Below are 18,580 nucleotides of genomic sequence, written 5' to 3' on the forward strand. Positions count from 1 at the left end.
GTCCCGCCCCTGATGGCGGGCTCAGGTGTCCAGGTTCTCGACGCTCAGCGCGTTCTGCTGGATGAACTCGCGGCGCGGCTCGACCACGTCGCCCATCAGCTTGGTGAACAGATCCTCGGCCTCGGCCACGTCCTCGACGCGGACCTGCAGCATGGTGCGCGCCGCCGGATCCAGCGTGGTTTCCCACAGCTGCTCCGGGTTCATCTCGCCCAGACCCTTGTAGCGCTGCAGCGACAGGCCCTTCTCGCCTTCCAGGAAGATCGCCTGCAACAGCCCCAGCGGCCCGAAGATCGGCTGGTCGCGGTCCTTGCGGACCAGCCGGGCGGGCTGGCCATAGATGTCCTGCAGCGACTGCGTCATCTCGCCCAGGCGGCGGCTTTCGGCGCTGCGCAGCATCTGGCCGTCCAGCGTCCGGCTTTCCTCGACCCCGCGCAGGGTGCGCGACAGGCGGATGCCGGCGTCCTGCGTGGGCCGGCCCGACCAGCCGCGCTCGTATTCCTCGGCGATCATGTCCAGCCGCGCGGCGATGGCATCGGCCACGCCCTGCGCGTCCCGGTCGATCCGGCCCGGCGTCAGCGCCCCGGCGATGGCCGCCTGTTCGGTGATGTGGGGCGGGTAATGGGTCGGATAGGCGCGCAGCAGGCGGCGGACGACGCGCGCCTCGCCCACGACGCGGGCCAGGTCGGCGCCGACGATCTCCTCGCCCGAGCCCAGCTTCAGCGCCGCCCCCTCGACCCCCTGCTGGATCAGGTAATCCTCAAGCGCGGCCTCGTCCTTGAGATAGACCTCGGACCGCCCGCGCGACACCTTGTAGAGCGGCGGCTGCGCGATATACAGGTGGCCCGCGTCGATCAGTTGCGGCATCTGCCGGAAGAAGAAGGTCAGCAGCAGCGTGCGGATATGCGCGCCGTCCACGTCGGCATCGGTCATGATGACGATCTTGTGGTAGCGCAGCTTGGACAGGTTGAACTCGTCCCGGCCGATGCCGGTGCCAAGCGCGGTGATCAGCGTGCCGATCATCTCGGACGACAGCATCCGGTCGAAGCGCGCCCGTTCGACGTTCAGGATCTTGCCGCGCAGGGGCAGGACCGCCTGGTTCTGGCGCGACCGGCCCTGCTTGGCCGATCCGCCGGCGCTGTCGCCCTCGACGATGAACAGTTCCGACAGCGCCGGATCCTTTTCCTGGCAGTCGGCCAGCTTGCCGGGCAGCGAGGCCACGTCCATCGCCGTCTTGCGGCGGGTCAGTTCGCGCGCCTTGCGGGCGGCCTCGCGGGCCAGGGCGGCCTCGATGATCTTGCCGACGATGGACCGGGCCTCGGTGGGGTTTTCCTCGAACCACTCGGCCAGCTTCTCGCCCACCAGGTTCTCGACCGCCGGGCGGACCTCGCTGGACACCAGCTTGTCCTTGGTCTGGCTGGAGAACTTGGGATCGGGCACCTTCACCGACAGCACGCAGGTCAGCCCCTCGCGGGCGTCGTCGCCGGTGAAATCCACCTTTTCCCTTTTGGCGATGCCGCTGTCCTGGGCGTATTTGGTGATGACGCGGGTCAGCGCGCCGCGGAAGCCCGCCAGATGGGTGCCGCCGTCGCGCTGCGGGATGTTGTTGGTGAAGGGCAGCACCGTTTCGTGATAGCTGTCGTTCCACCACATCGCCACCTCGACGCCGATGCCGTTGCGCTCGCCGGTCATGAAGATCGGCTCGGGCATGACGGGCGTCTTGGACCGGTCGAGGTACTTGACGAATTCGCGCACCCCGCCCTCGTAGAACAGTTCGGTCTTCTGAACCTCGGCATGGCGCTCGTCCTCAAGGATGATGCGGACGCCGCTGTTGAGGAAGGCCAGTTCACGCAGCCGGTTTTCCAGCGTCTTGTAGACGTAGTCCAGGTTGCTGAAGGTGCCGTCCGGGTGGTTGGTCTTGGCAGAGGCCAGGAACCGCACCTCGGTGCCCTTCTCGCCGGGCGCGGCATCGCCCACGACGCGCAGGTGTTCCACCGTGTCGCCATGCTCGAAGCGCGCGTAGTGTTCCTTGCCGTTCCGCCAGATGCGCAGTTCCAGCCAGTCCGACAGCGCGTTCACCACCGACACGCCGACGCCGTGCAGCCCGCCCGAGACCTTGTAGCTGTTCTGGTCGAACTTGCCGCCCGCGTGAAGCTGGGTCATGATGACCTCGGCCGCCGAGACGCCTTCGCTGGCGTGGATGTCGGTCGGGATGCCGCGGCCGTTGTCGCGCACCGACACGCTGTTGTCGGCGTGGATCTTGACCTTCACGTAGTCGGCATGACCGGCCAGGGCCTCGTCGATGCCGTTGTCCACGACCTCGTAGACCATGTGATGCAGGCCCGACCCGTCGTCGGTGTCGCCGATATACATGCCGGGCCGCTTCCTGACGGCCTCCAGTCCCTTGAGAACCTTGATCGAATCGGCGCCGTATTCGGCGATGTGGGGGGCTGTGTCGTTCATGCCTGGAAATGTCCTGCCTGTTCGGGTCAGATATAGGCATTCCCGGGGGTAAAGTCACGGCATTGCAGGGCTTTTCCTGCCGCCACCGGCAGATTTCATCCACCTTGCGGCATCCGCCGATCCGACCCAATCTGGCCGCTTCTGCGGCAGCACCGAAAGGTACCCGAATGCGGCTGGGCAAGGTTCTGATGATGACGGTGATCGTGGCGGGGGCCGCCTGGGCCGCGGGGCGGCTGGCCTTTCCCATGCCCGGCACCGAGGGGCGTGCGGCCGAGACCACCATTCCCTTCGATCCGGGGACCGAACTGGGACTGCGCGCGGTCGAGGCGATGGACCGCCATCCCGGCCTGACGGGCGTGGTGCCGCTGGTCGATCCCGAGCAGGCCCTGGAAAGCCGCCTGTATCTGGCGCGGCGCGCGCTCGCCTCGCTCGACGTGATGTATTACATCTGGCACGCGGATCTGTCGGGGCTGCTGCTGCTGGAGGAATTGCGCGCGGCGGCCGACCGGGGCGTGCGGGTGCGGCTGCTGCTGGACGACAACGGCATCGACGGCATGGACGCCATGCTGGCGGCGCTGAACAGGCATCCCAACATCAGCGTCAGGCTGTTCAACCCGTCCACCGTCCGCAACCCGAAGATCCTCGGCTACCTGCTCCATCCGCTGCGCATGAACCGCCGGATGCACAACAAGGCCTTCCTCGTGGACGGCGCGGTGGCGATCGTGGGCGGCCGCAACATCGGGGACGAATATTTCGCCGTGGGGGATGCGCCGGCCTACCTGGATCTGGATGTCGTCGGGGTGGGCGACGTGGTGCCCCGGACCGCCGCGGTCTTCGACGACTACTGGAACAGCACGCCGGTGATCGAACTGGAGCGGCTGGTCGAGGGGCCGGGCGATCCGGCCGCGCTGGACAATGGCCTGGCCCGGGTGCGCAGCGAGACCGCGGCCGGGCGCTTCGCGCCCGATGACGCCACCCCCTCGGCCCGGGTGGCGCGGGGCGCGGCCGAGGACATGGAGTGGACCACGGTCGAGGTCGTGGCCGACGACCCCGCCAAGGGGGCCGGCGACATTCCGATCAGCGACCTGATGATCTCGCGCCTGACGCGGGTGCTGGACGGCGTGGACAGCCGGCTGACCATGATCTCGGCCTATTTCGTGCCGGGCCGCCGGGGGACCGAGGTCTTTTCGGAGCTTGCCCGGCAGGGGCGCGAGGTCGTCATCATCACGAATGCCTGGACCGCCACCGATGTGCCGATGGTCCATGCCGGCTATGTGAAATACCGGCGCGACTTGCTGGAGGCGGGGGTCACGCTTCATGAACTGCGCCGCGTCGAGGGCGATCTGCAGGGAACGGGAGAGCTGGGCTTTCTGGGGGTGTCGGGGTCGTCGATCCATGCCAAGACCTTCTCCATCGACGACGACCGGCTGTTCATCGGGTCGTTCAACTTCGATCCGCGCTCGATGTATCTCAACTGCGAGATGGGCTTCCTGATCGCCAGCGACAGCCTGGCGCGCAACGGGCGCCTTGCGGTCGAGAACCTGTCCCGGCGCAGCTATCAGCCGATGCTGAATGACGAAGGCCGGATGGTCTGGCGGGACACCGCCGCCGACGGCAGCGTCATCATCCACAAGCACGAGCCGGGGCTGGGATTGATGGACCGGGTGGCGGTCTATGTGCTGAACGTGCTGCCGATCGAATGGCTGCTATGACGGCCGGGCCTGCGACACGCCGTTGTCCCGGACCACCATCAGCCGACCGGCCCGGTCGCCCAGGGCCGCGAACAGGTCGGGCCCGGTCCCCGTCAGCAGGCTTTGTGCGGGCAGCGCGGTGATGCGGTCATAGAGCGCCGCGCGTCGGTCGGCGTCCAGATGCGCCGCCACCTCGTCCAGCAGCAGGACCACCGGCTGGCCGGCAAGGGCGCGGGCATTGGCCAGGATCAGCGACAGCAGCAGCGCCTTCTGCTCTCCGGTCGAGGACAGGGCTGCGGGCATGTCCTGCGGTCCCCAATGCGCCCCCAGATCGGCCCGGTGCGGGCCGCTCAGCGTGCGCCCGGCGGCCATGTCGCGCGGGCGCATCGCGGCCAGCCGTTCGGCGATCGAGCCCGCGTCGGCGTCGTCGGCCTGGCCTTCGCCGGGCAGCAGCGCCAGGGTCGCGGCGGGGAAATCCCCGCCTTCCTGCGCGGCCATGATCGCCGCCAGGGCCGCGCCCCGGTTGCGGGTCAGGGCCGCGCCGGCTTCGGCCATCTGCGCTTCCAGGGCGCGATACCAACCCGGATCGGCGACCTGGTCCCTCAGCAGGCGGTTGCGTTCCCGCATCCCCTTGTCATAGGTCAGCGCCAGATCGGCATGGTCGGGAAACAGCGACAGCGTCACGCGGTCCAGGAAGCGGCGCCGCGCCTCGGGCGGGTCGGACCACAGCCGGTCCATCGCGGGCACCAGCCAGAGGATCCGCAACAGCCGTCCAAGCGCCGTCTGCGCCACCGGCTTGTCGTCGATCAGGACCATGCGCGGCTGGCCGGGCAGGGCCTGGGTGTCGATCGCATGGCCGTCGATCAGCGCCCGGATCCGCCAGCCCGCCTCAGGCCCTTGGCGCGCCTGTTCCGGCGCGGGCGCCGCGCGCAGCCCGCGCCCCGGCGCCAGCATGGACACCGCCTCGAGGATATTGGTCTTGCCCGCTCCGTTCGGGCCGAAGATCGCCAGCGGCCGCTGGTCCAGGTCCAGATCCAGCCGCGACCAGGACCGGAACTGCGCCAGCGAAACCTGCCTCAGCGTCACACGCGCATCGGCATGACGACATAGACCGCGCTCTGGTCGCCGCCCTCGCGGATCAGGGCGGCATCGCCCGAGCCGTTGAACAGGAACACCGCGTTGTCGCGGTCCACCTGGCTGGCGATCTCCTGCAGGTACTTGGCGTTGAAGCCGATCTCCAGCGGGTCGTCGGCATAGGCGACGATCAGTTCCTCCTCGGCCGCGCCGGCGTCGGGGGCGTTGACCGACAGGATCAGCCGGTCCTGGTCCAAGGACAGCTTGACCGCGCGCGAGCGTTCGCTGCTGACGGTCGCCACCCGGTCCACCGCGCGGGCGAAGTCGCTGGCGTCCACCTCAAGCTTGCGGGCGTTGTGCTGGGGGATGACGCGCGAATAGTCGGGAAAGGTGCCGTCGATCACCTTCGAGGTCAGCGTCAGCGTGGGGGTGGCGAAGCGCACCTTGGTCTCGCTGACCGACACCGCGATGTCGGTGTCGTCGTCGTCCAGCAGCTTGCGCAGTTCCGCCACCGTCTTGCGCGGCACGATCACGCCCGGCATGTCGTCGGCGCCCACCGGCAGCGGCGCGTCGATGCGCGCCAGCCGGTGCCCGTCGGTGGCCACGCAGCGCAGCATCGGCTGGCCGTCCACCTGCGCCACATGCATGTAGACGCCGTTCAGGTAATAGCGCGTCTCCTCGGTCGAGATCGCGAACTTGGCCTTGTCGAACAGCCGCCGCAGCATGTCGGCCTTGGCCTTGAAGTTGGCGCTGTATTCGCTGGACGCCATGACCGGGAAATCCTCGCGCGGCAGCGTGGCCAGGCTGAAGGACGACCGCCCCGCCTGCACCGAAAGCCGCCCCGTGGCGTCGTCCGAACTGATCTGCACCAGGGCGCCGTCGGGCAGCTTGCGGGCGATCTCGTTCAGCATGACGGCGCTGACGGTGGTGGCGCCGGGGCGTTCGACCTGGGCGGGGGCACGGTCCACCACCTCGGTGTCCAGGTCGGTGGCGCGGAAGCTGACGCCGTCGGGCGTGGCCTCGATCAGCACGTTGGCCAGGATCGGGATGGTGTTGCGGCGTTCCACGACCGACTGGGCCTGAGAGACGGCCTTGACCAGAACCGCGCGCTCGATCGAGAACTTCATTGCATGTCCCTGTGGCTGTGGCCTTCCCGGCCCGTGAACGGACCTGTTTTGTAGCCAGCCGGGCGCAGGCCCACAAGCGTTTCCTGTCTCAGGCCTCCAGCAGGCGCTTCAGCATCGCCACGTCCTCGGCCAGGGCGTGATCCTGGGCGACCAGTTCCTCGACCTTGCGGATGCCGTGCATGATGGTGGTGTGGTCGCGCCCGCCGAAGCGGCGGCCGATTTCCGGCAGGGACCGGCTGGTGAGCTGCTTGGACAGATACATGGCGATCTGGCGCGGCCGGGCGACGTTGCGGGCGCGCTTCGGCCCGACCATGTCGGCCAGCCGGATGTTGTAATGCTCGGCCACCTTGCGCTGGATGTCGTCGATCGAGATCTTGCGGTCGTTGGTGCGCAGGATGTCGGCCAGGCATTCCTGCGCCACCTCCAGCGTGATCTCGCGGCGCAGCAGGCTGGCATGGGCGAACAGGCGCTGCAGCGCGCCTTCCAGCACGCGCACGTTGGTGGTGATGCGGTGGGCCAGGAATTCCAGCACGCCCGCGCCGATCTCCAGATCCGGCTGCTGGGCGCGGAAGGCCTCGGTCTTGGACTGCAGGATGCCCAGGCGCAGCTCGTAGGTCGTGGGATGCACGTCCACGATCAGCCCCGAGGACAGGCGCGACTTGATGCGTTCCTCGAGGCCCTTGATCTCGGCCGGGGCGCGGTCGGCGGAGATCACGATCTGCTTGCCCTGATCGACCAGGGCGTTGAAGGTATGGAAGAATTCCTCTTGGGTGCTGTCCTTGCCGGCGATGAACTGCACGTCGTCCACCATCAGCATGTTCACGTTGCGGAACATGCCCTTGAAGTCCATGATCGTGCTTTCGCGCAAGGCCTGCACGAACCGGTACATGAACTGTTCGGCCGACAGATACAGCACCTGCGCCATCGGATAGCGGCGGTGGTATTCATGGGCGATGGCGTGCATCAGGTGGGTCTTGCCCAGGCCCACGCCGCCATAGAGAAACAGCGGGTTGAAGCCGACCGGACCGCCCTCGGCCACGCGGCGCGCGGCGGCATGGGCCAGTTCGTTGGGCTTGCCCACCACGAAATTGCCGAAGGTATAGCGCGGGTCCAGCGGCGCGCCCAGATCGGTGCGCCCGGCGCGGGCGGTTGCCGGGGCCGCGGCCGCGGCGGTCGAGCGCGCGGGCCTGGCGGGGGCGGCGGGGGCGGGGCGCGCCCGGCCGGGGGCGGCCTGCGGCACCACCTCGAAGCGGAGCCGTTCGACGGGGGTGCCGTGGCGGCTGAGTTCGCCCAGGATGTCCTTGGCGAAATGGCGGTTCACCCAGTCCGAGATGAAGCGCGTCGGGCTGGCGAAATGGGCGATCCCCTCGTCCACGCCCGTCAGGCGCAGCGGCTTGATCCAGTGGTTGAAGTTGTTCGGCCCCACGCTCGTCTCAAGCGCGGCGCATGCCTGTCCCCAGATCTCGTCCATGTCTTGCCCTACCTGTCCTGTCCCCAGCCTTCGCCGGACCTACCGGCGAAACAGGATCCGCGACGTGCATCGGAACGGCGGAACAGCGGCAACACCCCACCCTGCGGCCCAGGAAAGGCCGCATGACGGGGCTTTCGCCCGAAGATTCCATCCAAGACACGGGCATCCGCGCAGCCGGTGGCAGCCGTCTGCAAGAAACCCGAGGGCCATGAAAGGCGCCTGTCGCCTTCCGGCCCGACCGGAGCGGCGATCCCTTCCGGAATCGCCGGCAGCCGGCCCGTCCCCCAATGCCGCGACGTGAATCGCCCCGTGAGGTTAGCAACCCCGTCCGGCGCGCTGCAACCGAACTATCTGCTTGACAGAAGCTTTGCCAAAGCGAATCTGCGAGGTCCTTGACTCCTAAGGAAAGAATCCTGAAGGCCTTGATTTGTAGGCATTTTTGCAACATTCGCAGATGCAGAACGGAAAGCGGGCGCGGATTTCCATCCACGCCCGCCCAGGTCGGACACCAGCCGCGACTTGCGATTCCACAGCGGCTGGACATGCCCCGCCGCCGCGATCAGACCGCCGAAAGGGCCTTCACGCGAGCCGCGAGACGCGAGATTTTCCGCGATGCAGTATTCTTGTGGACGACCCCCTTGGTCACGCCGCGCATCAGTTCGGGCTGGGCCGCCTGAAGCGCAGCGCGCGCCGCATCCGCGTTGCCCGAGGCGATGGCTTCCTCGACCTTGCGGATGAAGGTGCGGATGCGCGAGCGGCGGGCCTTGTTGATGTCGGTGCGACGCTCGATCTGGCGGGCGCGTTTCTTGGACTGGGGCGTATTGGCCATGGGCTTATCCTGTTTCGGTCTGTCAGCGTTTCGATCGCGCAAAGACCCCAGGGGACCGCCCCCGTCGGAAGCGGTCATGATTCTTGCCTAAGCGGGCCCACGCGCATGTAAGCCGGGGCATATAGGGCATGGCGCCCGAAAAGGAAAGCCCGAAACGACGCGGGGACGTCAGCGGTCGCGGAACTGCGGCTCGCGCTTTTCCAGGAAGGCGGCCATGCCTTCCTTCTGGTCCTCGGTCGAGAACAGCGACTGGAAGCTGCGGCGTTCGAACAGGATGCCTTCCGTCATGGTCGTCTCGTAGGCGCGGTTGACGGCCTCCTTGGCGGCCTTGACCGAGACCTGCGACTTCTCGGCGATCTTGCGGGCCGCGGCCAGGGCCTCGGGGATCAGCTTGGCGGCGGGCACCACGCGGCTGACCAGGCCCGACCGCTCTGCCTCGGCGGCGTCCATGAAGCGGCCGGTCAGGTGCATGTCCATGGCCTTGGACTTGCCCACGAAGCGGGTCAGGCGCTGCGTGCCGCCGATGCCGGCGATGACGCCCAGGTTGATCTCGGGCTGGCCGAACTTGGCGGTGTCGGCCGCGATGATGAAATCGCAGATCATCGCCAGTTCGCATCCCCCGCCCAGGGCATAGCCGCTGACGGCGGCGATGATCGGCTTGCGGATGCGGGTGATCGCGTCGATCTTGGCACCGAAGAGGTCTTCGTCATAAGCCTCGACGAAGGTCTTGGTAGACATCTCGCGGATGTCGGCGCCGGCGGCGAAGGCCTTTTCGCTGCCGGTCAGCACCACGCAGCGGATCTTGTCGTTGCGATCGGCCTCTGCCAGCGCCTGTCCCAGTTCGGTGATGAGCGCGGTGTTCAGCGCGTTCAGCGCCTCGGGGCGGTTCAGCCGGATCAGGGCGACATTGTCCTCGATCTCGACGATGATGGTTTCGTAGGCCATGGGCAGCGTCCCGTTGCAAGGAAGTTTCGCCGGACCCTATCAAAAGCCGCGCGGAAAAGCCAAGCGCGCTACCGCTGGCAGGACGGGCAGAAGAAGCTGGAGCGCCCGCCCTGAACGACGCGGCGGATGGCGCCCGTGCAGCCGGGGCGGGGGCAGGCCGCCCCTCGCGGTCATAGACGCGGAAGCTGTGCTGGAAATAGCCCAGTTCGCCGCTGGCCTGCCGGTGGTCGCGCAGGCTGGATCCGCCTGCCGCGATGGCATCGGTCAGCACCGCGCGGATATGGCCGACAAGCGCGGCCAGCCGGGTGGCGCCGATGCGGCCCGCCGCCCGGCGCGGGTCGATGCGCGCCCGGTGCAGCGCCTCGGAGACGTAGATGTTGCCCAGGCCCGCGACGATGCGCTGATCCAGCAGCGCCTGCTTGACGGGGACGCGGCGGTTCGCGAAGGCCGCGGCCAGATGGGCGGGCCCGAAAGCCTCGTCGAAAGGCTCCGGCCCCAGGTGGTCCAGCAGGGGATGGGCGGTGCCCTCGCGGATCAGATCGACCATCCCGAACCGGCGGGCATCGTTGAAGGTGATGGTGCTGCCGCTCTCGGTGACCAGCACCACGTGATCGTGGCGCGGCAGGATCGCCGGATCGCGGTGGAACTCGCCCAGCGATCCGCCCTCGACCAGCATCCGGCCGGACATGCCCAGATGCATCAGCAGGGTGCCGCCGCGGTCCAGATCCGCCAGCAGGTATTTCGACCGCCGCCGCAGCGCCGTCACCCGGGCGCCGGTCAGGACCTGCACCAGATCGGCCGGCAGCGGCCAGCGCAGGTCGGGGCGCCGCACCTCGGCCCGGGCGATGCGCTGGCCTTCCAGGTGCGGCAACAGGCCGCGGCGAACGGTTTCGACTTCGGGAAGTTCTGGCAAACGCGGCCTGCCCATGCATTGTGTGTCGGGGACTTCAGGCTTATCTGGCGATGAAACAGCGGATCGGCAAGCGGATGAGCGACAAGAAGCAGACCCATTTCGGTTTCCGGACCGTGGACGAGGATGCCAAGGCCGGGATGGTCCACGGGGTCTTTTCATCGGTTGCATCCCGTTACGACCTGATGAACGACCTGATGAGCGCGGGCATCCACCGCGTCTGGAAGAATGCCATGATGGACTGGCTGGTCCCGCGCAACGGCCAGCACCTGCTGGACGTGGCCGGGGGCACGGGCGACATCGCCTTCCGGTTCCTGGACCGGGCGCCGGGCGCCCGCGCCACGGTCTGCGACATGACCGAATCCATGCTGATCGAAGGTCGCAAGCGTGCCGATGCGGTGGAAAAGGGCGACCGGCTGGCCTGGGTCACGGGGGACGCGATGGCGCTGCCCTTCGCCGATGCCAGCTTCGACCGCTACACGATCAGCTTCGGCATCCGCAACGTCACCCGCATCCCCGACGCCCTGGCCGAAGCCTTCCGGGTGCTGAAGCCGGGCGGGCGGCTGATGGTGCTGGAGTTCAGCCAGCTGCCCGTCCCCGCGATGCAATGGGCCTATGACCGCTATTCCTTCAACGTCATCCCGGCGCTGGGCCAGGCGGTGACGGGGGATCGCGACAGCTATCAGTATCTGGTCGAATCGATCCGCAGGTTCCCCGATCAGGACAGCTTCGCCGACATGATCCGCGCGGCGGGCTTCGGCCGCGTGCAATACCGCAACCTGTCGATGGGCATCGCGGCGCTTCATTCGGGCTGGAAGCTGTAATGCGCGGCCCGCACAACCTGCTGCGCCTGATCCGCACGGGCGCCACCTTCGAACGCACCGGCGCCATGCGCGCGGTGCTGGACGCGGTCGAGGCGCCGCCGCGGCTGCGCGTCGCCGCCCGCGTGCTGGGCTGGCCGTTCCGCTGGATGGGCTACAGGGGCGACCCGAACCTGCCGCCGATCACCCGCGCGATCACCGCGCTGGGGCCCGCCTACATCAAGTTCGGGCAGATCCTCTCGACCCGCGCGGACGTGGTGGGCATCGGCATGGCGAACCAGTTGCGGATGCTGCAGGACCGCCTGCCGCCCTTTCCGACCGAGATCGCCAAGGACATCATCCAGGCCGAACTGCGCCAGCCGGTGGATCTTCTGTTCTCGGAGTTCTCGGAACCCGTCGCGGCCGCCTCGATCGCCCAGGTCCACCGCGCCCGGATTCGCGCCACCGGCCGCGAGGTCGCCGTCAAGGTGCTGCGCCCCGGCATCGGCGCGGCCTTCCGCCGCGACATCGACGCCTTTCATTTCGCCGCCGGCATCATCGAGGCCCTTGCCCCCGGCAGCCGCCGGCTGCGGCCGCGCGACGTGGTGCGCCACTTCGAGGCCACCGTGACCGCCGAACAGGACATGCGGCTGGAGGCGGCCAATGCCTCGGAATTCGCGGAAAACACCAAGGGCGACGCGGGCTTTTCGGTTCCCCATCCGCACTGGAACCTGTCCTCGCGCCGGGTGCTGACCTCGGACTGGGCCGAGGGGCTGCCGATGGGCGACCGCGCGGCGCTGGTGGCGGCGGGACACGACACCGCCCGCATCGCCACGCGGGTGATCCAGCTGTTCCTGCAGCACGCCCTGCGCGACGGGTTCTTTCACGCCGACATGCACCACGGCAACCTGAAGGTCGCGGCCAACGGCGACGTGCTGGCCTACGACTTCGGCATCATGGGCGAGATCGACGAATACACCCGCCGCATCTATGCCGAGATCCTGTATGGCTTCATCCGCCGCGATTACCGCCGCGTCGCCCGCGTCCATTTCGAGGCGGGCTACGTCCCGCGCGACCGCGACGAGGCGCAGTTCGCCCGCGCCCTGCGCGCCGTGGGCGAACCCATCTTCGGCGCCACGGCCAGCCAGATCTCGATGGCGAACCTGCTGGCCTACCTGTTCGAGGTCACCGAACGCTTCGGGATGCGGACCCAGACCCAGCTGATCCTGCTGCAACGCACCATGGTCGTGGTCGAGGGCGTGGCCCGGTCGGTCGATCCGCAGCTGAACATCTGGGACGCGGCCAAGCCCGTGGTGTCGGACTATATCCGTTCGAACATCGGGCCCAAGGCGCTTGCAGGCGACATGGCGCGCGTGGCCCAGACCGTCGGCCGCTACGGCCCCCTGCTGCCGCGCATCGTCGAACAGGCGCTGTGGGAACGCGCCCATCCCGAGGATGCCCGCCCGGTCCAGCCGGTGCTGGTGCGCCGCGGCGCGCCGGTCTGGCTGGCGGTGGTGCTGGCGCTTGGGGCGGGGGCGGCGGTGGGCATGGCGCTGGTCTAGAAGCAGAGGATCTCGGCCTCGGCCTCGGCGCGCTTGAGGTCGGCCACCATCGCGGTCATCTGCGCCATGCTCTTGAACATGCCCGACCGCTCGCCGGTGGTCTGCTGCATCCGCAAGACGGTCTCGGCCTGGACGTAGCGCTCGTAGGGCAGCACCTCGGCGATCCGGTCGATGGCGCAGGAACAGCGGTCCAGCATGTCGCGGGTCTGGCCGTTGGTGGCCATGCAGGCAAAGACATACTCGGCCCGCGCATTGGTGGGATAGTCGTTGACCGCCTGGGCATGGGCGGACGCCGCCGCCAGCAGGGCCGCGGCCGCGATCAGCGGGCCCTTCATTGCAGGGTCATCCGGTTCACATAGCCGGGGCTGGCGCCCTGGGTTTCGGCGCGGAATTCGCGGATGGGCTGGCTGGGATCGCCCAGCACGAAGGTCAGCGTCAGCGTCTCGAACCCGGCCATGCGCGCGGCGTTCGGATCCTCGGCGAAGGGCTGGAAGCTGGCCACCGACCGGCCGTCCGATTCCGAGATCCGGCCCCCCGGAACAGCGCGTCCTTGATGCGGTTGCGGATGTAGAAGGGGCTGCCGCCGGTCAGCCGCGCCATGTCGCGGGTCGTCTGTTCCAGAAAGAAGGTCAGAACCGGATCGCCGCCGGAAACCGGGAAGGGGCCGATCTGCCGGGTCCGGGTGTCGGTCTTCTGGATCAGCTGCAGGACCGGCTGCCGGTCCGAAGGGTCGATGGCCTGGGTCAGCGTCACGCTTCCGTCGCGGATCTTCAGGAAGCCGGGCGCCTCGGGCCCCTCGACATGAAGCGCCCAGCGAAGCTGGCGGTTCCCCAGCGACCAGGGGCCGCGCTCGGCGAAGACGGCGTCCCCGGCCTCTCCCGCGCAGGTCGGACCCGCCGTCACGGCCGACAAGCCCAGCCACAAGGCCGCGGCGATGGCTTTCTTCATGCTGTTCCTCCCCTATGCGGGCCCAGAGTTGCGCCGCACGAGGCAGCGGACAAGCCCGCCCGCCGCCGCCTCGGCCTTTGGTCGCAGATCACGGGGATCATGCCAGGATCTCGCCCAGCATCTCGGCCAGTTCGGCGGGGCGCACGGGCTTTTCCATCAGATGCACCTGCATCGCCTCGCAGCTTCGCGCGATCTGCGGATCACGATGGGCGGTGATCATCACCGCCGGGATGGGATGGCCCGCAGACCGGCGCAGCGCCGCGATGGCATGAACCCCGGTATCTCCGTTCTCCAGGTTGTAGTCGGCCAGGATCACGTCCGGGGGATCGTCCCCCATCGTCGCCAGGGCCTCGGCGGTGCCGCCGGTCACGCGGGCGACCATCCCCAGCCTGTCGCGCAGGATCATCTCGTAGCCGCGCCGCATCGCATGGTCGTTCTCGACCACCAGGGCGACCCGGCCGCGCAGGGGCAGGGGCAGGCTGTCGGGCCGACCCGGCCCCCGGCCTGATCGCGGCTCACCGGCGGCAGGCCCACGCGGAAGACGGTGCCGCGCATGGCCTCGGATTCCAGCCGGATCGGGTGTCCCAGCTTGGCGCAGGCGCGGCGCACGATGGACAGGCCCAGCCCCATGCCGGGGGTGGCCGCGTCGTTCGACAGCCGCTGGAATTCGTCGAAGATGCGGTTGCGGTCCACCGCCGCGATGCCCACGCCGGTGTCATAGACGCAGAGCCAGCACAATCCGCCGCTTTGGCGGGCGCCCACCGCCACGCCGCCCCTGTGGGTATACTTGATCGCGTTCGACACCAGGTTCTGCGCGATCCGCCGCAGGAACACCGGGTCGCTCTCGACCACCGCGTCGGTCGGCACGAAGGACAGCCGCAGTCCCTTGGCCTCGGCCAGGGGGGCGAATTCGATGGCCAGCCTGCGGAACAGGTCCCCCAGCGGCACGGGCTGGCGGTGGAACTCGATCCGCTGGCTGTCCAGCCGCGAGATGTCCAGAACTGCGTGCATCAACTGTTCGACCGATTCGAAGGCCCCCGAGAGGCGTCCGGTCAGTTCGGTCTGAAGCTCGTTCATCGGCGTGTCGGTCAGCATCGACAGGAACAGCCGCGCCGCCGACAGGGGTTGCAGAAGGTCATGGCTGGCCGCGCGCAGGAAGCGGGTCTTGGACCGGTTCGCCTCCTCGGCGCTGGCGCGGGCCACGGCCAGTTCGCGGTTGCGCTGCGACAGGTCGGCCAGCACCCGCTCCAGTTCCCGGGTGCGGGCCATCACCTCCTGCTCCAGGGCGACGGCGGCCTGGAACATGGACCAGGCCGAGCCGCGCGATTCCTCCAGCCGGTCGATGCGGTCGATCAGGACCCGGTTGATGCGGGTCAGCTTCTCGATGCGCCGGTCGGGGGTGTCGTCGTCGCGCAGCATGGGATCACGCGGCGCCGGGGGCCGCGGCCTCGGCGTTGTCCATGAAGGCCAGCCCCACGAAGGTCTGGTTCACGTGCATCCCGCTGTGCTGTTCGCCATAGGTGTTGAAGCCGGCGACGCGGTAGCGGGTCAGCAGGTCCGACATCTGGTCGTGCAGCCCCTCGCGTTCCAGGGCCAGCCGGCGCAGGATGCAGTCGAAGCCCAGCACCATCAGCGGCGGGCGGGGCAGGGCGGCCAGGGCCTCGGCGAAACCCTGGGTCATGTCCTCGGCCCGGCCCAGCGTCAGGACGGTGCCGGTGTCGATCGAGGACATCAGCGACAGCCCGCCGTCCGCGGTCTGGGCGCTGATGGCGCGGACGTGGTGATGGCGCCCCATCCGCAGCAGCAGGGGATGGCGCGCGAATTCGCCGGGCGTCAGGGCCTGGGGGGCACGCCGGTCAGGCGGGCGTATTCCTCGGCCGCGGGTTCGGCGTTCAGTTCCAGGATGCGGCGCTTTTCGGGAATGGCGGCGGTCACCACCATGCGCGTCTCGGTGGGGCTGAAATGGGCGAAGGTCACCTCGCGGACCGCCAGATCGGTTTCCACCAGCACGAAGACGGCCGCGTTGGTCAGGATCTGGCCGTTGGCCAGCAGCCAGGTCTGCTTGAAGGACAGCCCGTCGCCCGCCGACCCGCCCAGCGTCGGGACCGAGGGCAGGGCCGCGTCGATGGTCGCCACAAGCGCGTCCTCCTGCCCGGCCAGACCGTCCACCAGCAGCAGGCCGAACAGCGATCGCTGCGGGTCGGGGCCGAAGCCGGCCTGCAACCGGCGCAGCGCGGCCATCCAGTCCGACACCGGCAGGGCGTCCAGCCGCGGCAGCACCAGCGAGGCGGCGCGGAACTGCGCGGCCGGAAAGCCGATCGCCACCACGCTGCCGGTGGCATAGCCCCGCGGGCCGATCTCGCCGGCCGAGGAGCAGCCGGCGATCACGCAGCCGTCGGGCAACCCGGCCCGCAGGACGGCGTCAAGCGCGGCCAGTTCCGAGCCGTCCGCGCCGAAGACCAGGACCAGGCCCGGATCGGCTCCGCGCAGGCCGTCCAGCAGGATGCGGCCGCGATCGGCCTCACCGCGGTCGGCCTGCACGGCCACCGGCCCGACGGCGCCCTCCTTCGCGACCGGGCCGGTATCCATCAGCCGGCCTCGAACAGCCGGACCGTGTTGGCAAGCAGCACCGCCTGGGTGCGGCGGCGCGCGTTGATCTTGGACATGATGGCGGTGATGTGGGTCTTCACCGTCGCCTCGGCGATGGAGAGATCATAGCTGATCTCCTTGTTCGCCTTGCCCTGGCAGATCAGACGCAGGATCTTCATCTGCTGCGGGGTCAGGGTGGCGAAGCGCCGCGCCAGTTCGGCCCGGGCCTCGTCCTCGGCATCGGCCGCATCCGGGGCATAGCCCTCGGGCGTGACGCGCTCGCCCTCCCACATGCGGCGCAGGCTGTCCACCAGGGCCTCGCGGCCCAGGGACTTGCTGATATAGCCCTGCGCCCCGGCGGCCATCGCGGCGCTGATCATGGCGCTGTCCATGTCGGCAGAGATCATGGTGATCGGCACATCCGGCAACAGCCGGCGCAGGGTGACCAGCCCTTCGGCCCCGCGCGCGTCGGGCAGGTTCAGATCCAGGATCACCGCATCAGGGGCGCCCTGCGCCCTGATCCCGTCAAGCGCCGCGCCCAGGCTGCGGGCGGTTCGCACGTTCTTCAGGCCGAAGCTGATCTTCAGCGTCAGCGCAAGCGCGTCGCACATCAGCGGATGGTCGTCCACGATCAGGATTTCGCGCACCTGATCGGCGCTTTGCCGTGGCGTCTGCGGCGTTTTCGCCTGCAAGGCTGCGGCTGTCATCGGTCTCCTCCCCGGACGGTGCCGCGCCCCATTCCCCCGCGCGGCATGTTCCCCGACTTTAGGCCACTGTCCCGGCAAAGCAAGCCGCATCTGCGACCAAGGTCGTGCGCTCAGGCGGAACCCGGCCCGGCGATCCAGTCGCGCGCGTCGGTCACGGTGGCATAGGCGAAGGCCAGACCGCTCATCATCGCGGCGTGGACCTGGGCCGCGGGGACGACCGTGCCCTGGAACTCGAGGTCGCGGGTCGCGCAGGCGTCGGCGATGACCGTGGTGCTGTAACCCAGATCCGAGGCCGCCCGGGCGGCGGCGTCGATGCACATGTGGCTCATGGCGCCGACGATCACCACCTCGGTGATGCCGTTGTCCTCCAGGATGCGCCCCAGGTCGGTGTCCTTGAAGGCGTTGACCTGGTTCTTGGTGACGACGATCTCGCCGTCGCGGGGGGCGGCGACGTGATTGATGCGCGCCCCTTCGCTGCCGGGCTGGAAGAAGGGGGCCGAGGCGTCGGCGAATTCGTGACGCACATGCACCACCAGATCGCCGCGCCTGCGGGCGGCGTCCAGAACGGCGCGGGCCTTTTCGGCGGCGTCCTCCATTCCCTCCAGGGGGAACCTGCCGCCGGGGAAATAGTCGTTCTGGATGTCCACGGCGACGGTGGCGCGTTTCGTCATGATGATCGGATCCTTATCCCGTGATGGCGTCGAAAGTCCGTTCCCAGACGTTGCCCTCGGTGTCCTCGGCGCGGACATGGATGGGCTGGCCGTTGGGGGCGTAGGCAAAGCGGAACACCGGATCCTCGCTGATCGAGATCCCGGCCTGCAAGGTGAACAGCACCTCGTCGCCCTGCCGCACCTCGAGCCGGTCGATGAAATGCGCGGGGATGTTCAGCAGCGTCACCTGGTCGCGCTGCAGCCCCGAGAAGTTGGGATGGCGGATCATCAGCGTGCCGATGCTGCGGCCGTCCTGCCGGTCGCTTTTCCACCGCATCTGGCCCATGGTCGCCTCGACCTCGGCCATGTCCTTGCCGGCCGGCGCCGAACATCCGCCCGAGGCCTTGACGAAGCGTCCCGCCATGACCCGGTTGCCGTTGCCGTTGCCGGTGTCGGCGATGGCGCGCACGTCCGAATAGCTGTCGACGCGGACGCGGAATTCGAAATCCAGGGGCATCATCGCCGGGCCGAAGCTGTATTCGGCCGCCACCGGCGCGGGGTTTTCGTCGATGACCAGCGTCACCGCCCGCACCGGCGGGGCGCCCGCGGGCTGGGTCAGGCGGACCGGGACCACCGCCGCCTCGTGGGCCCGGGTGGGCGCGTCCAGATCCAGCACCGCCAGATCCAGCGGCACGTCGCCCTCGATCCCCAGGACCGAGGCGCGCAGATCCTCCCATGTCGGAGAGTTCTGCAGGGGGTTGTCCTGTGCCGCGACCGGAGTGGCCAGAAGCAGCGCGGCGAGGATGTATTCCTTCAT

Annotated in this window: 19 protein-coding genes and 1 pseudogene; 3 read left to right on the forward strand and 17 right to left on the reverse strand. The window is 68.8% G+C overall.

Annotated elements, in window-relative coordinates; translation table 11 throughout:
• Positions 1-21: 21 nt before the first annotated feature.
• Positions 22-2,460: a DNA topoisomerase (ATP-hydrolyzing) subunit B gene (gene gyrB, locus ACZ1HC_RS06285; protein WP_472699217.1), complete on the reverse strand. Its 2,439-nt coding sequence runs from the start codon at positions 2,458-2,460 to the stop codon at positions 22-24.
• A gap of 167 nt (positions 2,461-2,627) precedes the next feature.
• On the opposite strand from gyrB, the gene ACZ1HC_RS06290 reads away from it, so the two are divergent.
• Complete coding sequence (locus tag ACZ1HC_RS06290; RefSeq protein ID WP_472699218.1) at positions 2,628-4,172, forward strand: phospholipase D-like domain-containing protein; 1,545 nt, start codon at positions 2,628-2,630, stop codon at positions 4,170-4,172.
• Here ACZ1HC_RS06290 and recF read toward each other — a convergent pair.
• The 6 genes and pseudogenes from recF to mutM form a co-directional block, all read right to left on the reverse strand.
• A complete protein-coding gene (gene recF, locus ACZ1HC_RS06295) occupies positions 4,167-5,237 on the reverse strand; it encodes a DNA replication/repair protein RecF (RefSeq protein ID WP_472699219.1) in 1,071 nt (356 codons plus the stop codon). The genes ACZ1HC_RS06290 and recF overlap by 6 nt on opposite strands.
• Entirely contained in the window at positions 5,234-6,352 is a 1,119-nt protein-coding gene (gene dnaN / locus ACZ1HC_RS06300; protein WP_472699220.1) for a DNA polymerase III subunit beta, read from the reverse strand. The genes recF and dnaN overlap by 4 nt, the downstream gene beginning before the upstream one ends.
• Before the next feature lie 88 nt (positions 6,353-6,440).
• A complete protein-coding gene (gene dnaA / locus ACZ1HC_RS06305) occupies positions 6,441-7,823 on the reverse strand; it encodes a chromosomal replication initiator protein DnaA (protein WP_472699221.1) in 1,383 nt (460 codons plus the stop codon).
• A gap of 559 nt (positions 7,824-8,382) precedes the next feature.
• Positions 8,383-8,652, reverse strand: coding sequence for a 30S ribosomal protein S20 (rpsT, locus tag ACZ1HC_RS06310; RefSeq protein ID WP_472699222.1), 270 nt, complete (start codon positions 8,650-8,652; stop codon positions 8,383-8,385).
• Positions 8,653-8,820: 168 nt separating this feature from the next.
• Complete coding sequence (locus ACZ1HC_RS06315; RefSeq protein WP_472699223.1) at positions 8,821-9,597, reverse strand: enoyl-CoA hydratase; 777 nt, start codon at positions 9,595-9,597, stop codon at positions 8,821-8,823.
• A gap of 68 nt (positions 9,598-9,665) precedes the next feature.
• Positions 9,666-10,510 (reverse strand): annotated as a pseudogene (gene mutM, locus ACZ1HC_RS06320) (bifunctional DNA-formamidopyrimidine glycosylase/DNA-(apurinic or apyrimidinic site) lyase).
• 74 nt (positions 10,511-10,584) lie between these two features.
• Here mutM and ubiE point away from each other — a divergent pair.
• Complete coding sequence (gene ubiE / locus ACZ1HC_RS06325; protein ID WP_472700796.1) at positions 10,585-11,331, forward strand: bifunctional demethylmenaquinone methyltransferase/2-methoxy-6-polyprenyl-1,4-benzoquinol methylase UbiE; 747 nt, start codon at positions 10,585-10,587, stop codon at positions 11,329-11,331.
• Positions 11,331-12,869 carry a 2-polyprenylphenol 6-hydroxylase gene (ubiB, locus tag ACZ1HC_RS06330; RefSeq protein WP_472699224.1) on the forward strand — a complete coding sequence of 513 codons (1,539 nt, stop codon included), beginning with the start codon at positions 11,331-11,333 and terminating at the stop codon, positions 12,867-12,869. The genes ubiE and ubiB overlap by 1 nt, the downstream gene beginning before the upstream one ends.
• On the opposite strand, the gene ACZ1HC_RS06335 is transcribed toward ubiB, so the two are convergent.
• From ACZ1HC_RS06335 to ACZ1HC_RS06380, 10 genes are all read right to left on the reverse strand, one after another.
• Complete coding sequence (locus ACZ1HC_RS06335; protein WP_472699225.1) at positions 12,866-13,204, reverse strand: hypothetical protein; 339 nt, start codon at positions 13,202-13,204, stop codon at positions 12,866-12,868. The genes ubiB and ACZ1HC_RS06335 overlap by 4 nt on opposite strands.
• Entirely contained in the window at positions 13,201-13,326 is a 126-nt protein-coding gene (locus ACZ1HC_RS06340; RefSeq protein WP_472699226.1) for a hypothetical protein, read from the reverse strand. The genes ACZ1HC_RS06335 and ACZ1HC_RS06340 overlap by 4 nt, the downstream gene beginning before the upstream one ends.
• Positions 13,305-13,817, reverse strand: coding sequence for a hypothetical protein (locus ACZ1HC_RS06345; protein WP_472699227.1), 513 nt, complete (start codon positions 13,815-13,817; stop codon positions 13,305-13,307). The genes ACZ1HC_RS06340 and ACZ1HC_RS06345 overlap by 22 nt, the downstream gene beginning before the upstream one ends.
• A 97-nt stretch (positions 13,818-13,914) precedes the next feature.
• Positions 13,915-14,262, reverse strand: a complete 348-nt coding sequence (locus ACZ1HC_RS06350) for a response regulator (protein ID WP_472699228.1) — start codon at positions 14,260-14,262, stop codon at positions 13,915-13,917.
• Positions 14,220-15,236, reverse strand: coding sequence for a sensor histidine kinase (locus ACZ1HC_RS06355; RefSeq protein WP_472699229.1), 1,017 nt, complete (start codon positions 15,234-15,236; stop codon positions 14,220-14,222). The genes ACZ1HC_RS06350 and ACZ1HC_RS06355 overlap by 43 nt, the downstream gene beginning before the upstream one ends.
• Before the next feature lie 4 nt (positions 15,237-15,240).
• The gene (locus ACZ1HC_RS06360; RefSeq protein ID WP_472699230.1) at positions 15,241-15,612 is read right to left on the reverse strand and encodes an FIST C-terminal domain-containing protein; all 372 of its coding nucleotides are present in this window, start codon (positions 15,610-15,612) and stop codon (positions 15,241-15,243) included.
• Between the two features lie 38 nt (positions 15,613-15,650).
• A complete protein-coding gene (locus ACZ1HC_RS06365; protein WP_472699231.1) occupies positions 15,651-16,406 on the reverse strand; it encodes an FIST signal transduction protein in 756 nt (251 codons plus the stop codon).
• Positions 16,406-17,113, reverse strand: coding sequence for a response regulator transcription factor (locus ACZ1HC_RS06370; RefSeq protein ID WP_472699232.1), 708 nt, complete (start codon positions 17,111-17,113; stop codon positions 16,406-16,408). Before ACZ1HC_RS06370 ends, ACZ1HC_RS06365 begins: the two co-directional genes overlap by 1 nt.
• A 110-nt stretch (positions 17,114-17,223) precedes the next feature.
• A complete protein-coding gene (locus tag ACZ1HC_RS06375) occupies positions 17,224-17,784 on the reverse strand; it encodes a cysteine hydrolase family protein (protein ID WP_472699233.1) in 561 nt (186 codons plus the stop codon).
• Positions 17,785-17,797: 13 nt separating this feature from the next.
• Complete coding sequence (locus tag ACZ1HC_RS06380; RefSeq protein ID WP_472699234.1) at positions 17,798-18,580, reverse strand: quinoprotein dehydrogenase-associated SoxYZ-like carrier; 783 nt, start codon at positions 18,578-18,580, stop codon at positions 17,798-17,800.

The sequence above is a fragment of the Paracoccus sp. BR5-17 genome, assembly GCF_055693925.1.